This is a genomic window from Flavobacterium bizetiae, from assembly GCF_902804475.1.
In the GTDB taxonomy this organism is placed as follows: Bacteria; Bacteroidota; Bacteroidia; order Flavobacteriales; family Flavobacteriaceae; genus Flavobacterium; species Flavobacterium bizetiae.
Window position 1 is genome coordinate 1 of record NZ_CADCSU010000210.1, and the last position, 229, is coordinate 229.

At 43.7% G+C, this 229-nt stretch carries 1 protein-coding gene; it reads left to right on the forward strand.

The genetic code is table 11. The features are described 5' to 3' along the window. Positions 1 to 225: hypothetical protein (locus FLACOL7796_RS24755; RefSeq protein WP_232067441.1), on the forward strand; the 225-nt coding region annotated here is incomplete at its 5' end. Between the last annotated feature and the right edge of the window lie 4 nt (positions 226 to 229).

Here is a 229-nt window from a genome sequence, read left to right on the forward strand (position 1 = left end):
GCAGGAGCTATTTCCCGCTATCCACTCCAATCTTTTGTGCTGAACCCCGGCACAAAAGGATTTCCACTACTATCGGGGCTAGGGGAGCAGCTTTCAAAACAAACATTCGAGATAAAAGAAAAGAAAAAAACGTCCAAAAAATCAAAACTTAGCGCCTTTGCGTCTTTGCGCGAAACCCAAACGACCAATAAAACCCAGCTTTGTGTCTTATTGAGATTGGTCTGAATCC